The sequence below is a fragment of the Psychrobacter sp. Ps7 genome, from assembly GCF_022129225.1.
Taxonomy (GTDB): domain Bacteria; phylum Pseudomonadota; class Gammaproteobacteria; order Pseudomonadales; family Moraxellaceae; genus Psychrobacter; species Psychrobacter immobilis_A.
The window spans coordinates 1-3,507 of the sequence record NZ_JADQAH010000007.1; the positions used below are offsets into that span (position 1 = coordinate 1).

A 3,507-nucleotide genomic window follows, 5' to 3' on the forward strand; every position below is an offset into this window, starting at 1 on the left:
GCTGCGTAACTAAAATCTCCCAAGTTTATGTGTACGGATTTGACGGCAGGGGTCATATTATGCCACTACTACCGCACGTATTTAAGCCTAATTTTGCTAACCAATATAAATTCCACCCAGGATTTAGTGATAAAGTAATGGATTATACTTGGCAACTTGGTACTGGAAATAATAATCCAAATAAACTTATTTCATTTGCAAGGTATCAGTGGTATCTAATGCAAAAAGATCCCAGTGTATACAAGTTATAAAAGGTTTATATGAACACAATGAAACTAGCACTTACTCTAGTGATTACTGCCTTACTTACTGCTTGTGATGCCACCTCTTCAGATTCACTTACTCTAGATTCAGGTAAAGCAATCGAACCTGCTGTAACACTGGATGAACAGAGTAGCGCTAGGAGCGTATCAACTGCTAAACCTGAACCCCAGATACAACAAGGTTTCAATACAACAGACCCTGTTCCTTTCATCATTAGAACACCAGCAAAGCAAGCCCGTGAACCATTTTTCCTACCTGACGAAAATGTAAAAGAAACTAAAAACTTATTCCACAAAGACTATAGTTTAAACCAAATAAATAGTAAACAATTTGACGAAACAGCATATGGCTTTTTTGTTGTCATTCAATATGACGATGGCACTATCTTAGATTACTCACTGGATAAAGTTAATAATAAATATTTTGTGAAGAGGTTTACCTTAGCTGGGAAATACCAACCACATGAACCCTTTAATAACATCCATAAAGATATCATATATAAAATATTAGAGATAAGCGGAGCAGATGACCCTGAATTATTTTTCCAAGAGCTCATCAGCAGCCCTAAGATCACTAAATACAAAGGATGTACTATTCAACAAAAACAATCAAAATATGCGATGGTGGATTTGACATCATGTGAGTTTGATAACAGAACAGATTTGTCTTTATATAACTCTAAATCTAACCCTTAGAATAAGGCAAATTATATCAAACTAACTACGCCAGTCATGTGGCAGTTTGAAGGTGAACAAGGGTAAGGATATAAAATCCCATTATTCAAGCAACTAAGGCATGTTTAATATTATGTTTAAACAAATTTTCATTACTCTGATTTGCTTTAGTTTTCTTTTTTTAGCTACTGCCTGCCAAGCAGAAAAAGAGAGCACTATGCCTGATAAACCTTTAGAAATTTCATTAAACATGACTGCTAAAGAGTTATACGATGCCAACCCTGAGTATAAAGCTTTTCAAGAAGCGGATGCTCAACCTATGGGCGTTATTTTTCAGGGTTATGATTTTCCAACAAACAACATGGGGAAAGTAATTTTCCATTATTCTGATGATAGTTTTAAGATTGACCAAGTTGTCACTATTTTAGCTATGGATAAGGTAACTAGCGAGCAGAGAGGGTTGAATAAAATTACAGTTGACTTTTTCTTCGATAAGACAGACAACGGTATATCAGACGAAGATGCTTATAAAAAAATGATGTTTTTCTTTAAAGAACTACAAGATAAAGGTTGGACGTATGCGCATTCAAATAGTGCTCCTAGGTTGACTGCCAAAGACAGTTTTACATTTGCAACGACAGATGCAGGTTCAGAATTATATCTTGACTACAGTTACCCACTTACTTTTAAAGAATGGATGCAACTTAATGATCTACAGCTATGGCGATTAAGATATGGCACGGAAATCTATATGGACATTAGGATAAATAGACAAACAGATCCATCTACTGGTAATCGTTATTATCTAATTAGTTTAGATGTCTATGACGAATTAGAAGAAATTCAAACCAATTTAGACTCTGAGGATAGAATCAGATGGCAGGATACCTACCCAGAAACCTATCCAGAAATAGCCTCTTGGAGATTAGAGAATGAAACTTCTGCCATCAATATGGGATTAAAAATTCAACAAGATCAACCTGACTCTACCCTCCCTCTGATATTAGAGAAAACAGGCATCGACACCAGTAAGTTTATCTCTATTGACCCCTATAAAATAACTTATGAAGAGTTTATGCAGCGTTCTGAGGCGGGTGAAGATATGACGCCTTATTATGAGAACCAGCCTACCGCTAAACTTGAAATTACTAGTCAAGCCAAAGGGCGTTGCCCAGCAAATCAGCCTTGCCCTAAGTCAGGCTACTGGTTCACTCAAGCAAAAGCGAACAGTCGTGCCTACTTTAAGCAAGGTGAAATCATGCCTGATTACCCTAACAACCAATAGGGCGAAGTTATTTGGCAGTTTGAAGGTGAACAAGGGTAAGGCTATAAAATCCCATTATTCAAGCAACTAAGGCATGTTTAATATTATGTTTAAACAAATTTTCATTACTCTGATTTGCTTTAGCTTTCTTTTTTTAGCTACTGCCTGCCAAGCAGAAAAAGAGGTTGTTATCCCCCCTCATGCTTATGTTTCAGTAGAAGAAAGCCCTGACGCGTTTAAAAAGAACAACGAAGGCATTAAACAGTATTGGAGTTTTGATGATAATCCGCTCAATATTGGTAGCTTAGGCGTTACTTTTTATAAATTACGTTTTCCTAGCGATAATTATGCCACTGTTACGTTTACTTACCCTAATGTTCCGTCGTTTACTATCCAAAATGTTAGTAGTACTTCAGGATTCTACAGTCACGATAGGCCAGAAAGAGGTATACAGTCTTCTACAATTCGTTTCTTTATTACAGACTCAAAAGGCAGTTATGGCATCACCCAAAAAGATGCCTATGTCGCCATGCAAAAGTTGTTCAAACAGCTAGAAGAGCAAGGTTGGCAGGATGATCATCGAATTGATGACCCTCGTATATCTGTTCAAGATAGTTATACTTACGGTACTAGTGAAAATGTCTCAGATAACTTTATAAACTATCAATACCCTTTAACCTTAGATCAGTTCAAGAAACTACCTAGCTTGCAATTTTGGGATCTACGAAATGGTAATGATGTTTTTTTAGATATTACTATGCAATACAACTTTGAAGAAGAGATTAACAATTACGTTTATATGATCAGCTTAGATTTTAGCTCCGAAGAAATTCATATCAACAGCTATCTCAGTTATGACAATCCAGACGATACTTTGGAATCAACTTTTACAAAGGCTTATCCAGACTTGCCTACATCTAGGTTATACGCTGAAACCCAAGCTTTAAAAATAGGTCTAAAAATCCAGCAAGATCAACCTGACTATACCCTACCCCTTGTACTAAAAAAAACAGGTATCGATACCAGTAAGTTTGTCTCTATCGACCCTTATAAAATAACTTATGAAGAGTTTATGCAGCGTAAAGAAGCTGGCGAAGACATGACGCCTTATTATGAAAATCAAACCAAAGCCAATAAACCTGAAATTACCAGTCAAGCAAGAGGTCGCTGCCTAGCAGGACAACCCTGCCCTAAATCAGGCTACTGGTTCACGCAAGCAAAATCTGACAGTCGTGCTTACTTTGAAAAAGGCGACATCATGCCTGATTACCCTAACAACCAATGGGGCGAAGTTATTTGGCAGTT

2 protein-coding genes and 2 pseudogenes are annotated in these 3,507 nt (G+C 36.8%); all 4 read left to right on the forward strand.

Annotated elements, in window-relative coordinates:
* A pseudogene (locus tag I3257_RS04025) lies at positions 1 to 251 on the forward strand (hypothetical protein); the annotation flags it as partial.
* A 9-nt stretch (positions 252 to 260) separates the two neighbouring features.
* Positions 261 to 959, forward strand: coding sequence for a hypothetical protein (locus tag I3257_RS04030; protein ID WP_238048891.1), 699 nt, complete (start codon positions 261 to 263; stop codon positions 957 to 959).
* A gap of 112 nt (positions 960 to 1,071) precedes the next feature.
* Positions 1,072 to 2,223 (forward strand): hypothetical protein, encoded by a 1,152-nt coding sequence (locus I3257_RS04035; RefSeq protein WP_238048892.1) that lies wholly within the window; start codon positions 1,072 to 1,074, stop codon positions 2,221 to 2,223.
* Positions 2,224 to 2,308: 85 nt separating this feature from the next.
* Positions 2,309 to 3,507 (forward strand): annotated as a pseudogene (locus tag I3257_RS04040) (hypothetical protein); the annotation flags it as partial.

What these genes read in the sequence shown, in the direction of transcription:
- I3257_RS04030 (WP_238048891.1), top strand. Translation starts at nt 261, where the DNA reads ATGAACACAATGAAACTAGCACTTACTCTAGTGATTACTGCCTTACTT.
- I3257_RS04035 (WP_238048892.1), top strand. Translation starts at nt 1,072, where the DNA reads ATGTTTAAACAAATTTTCATTACTCTGATTTGCTTTAGTTTTCTTTTT.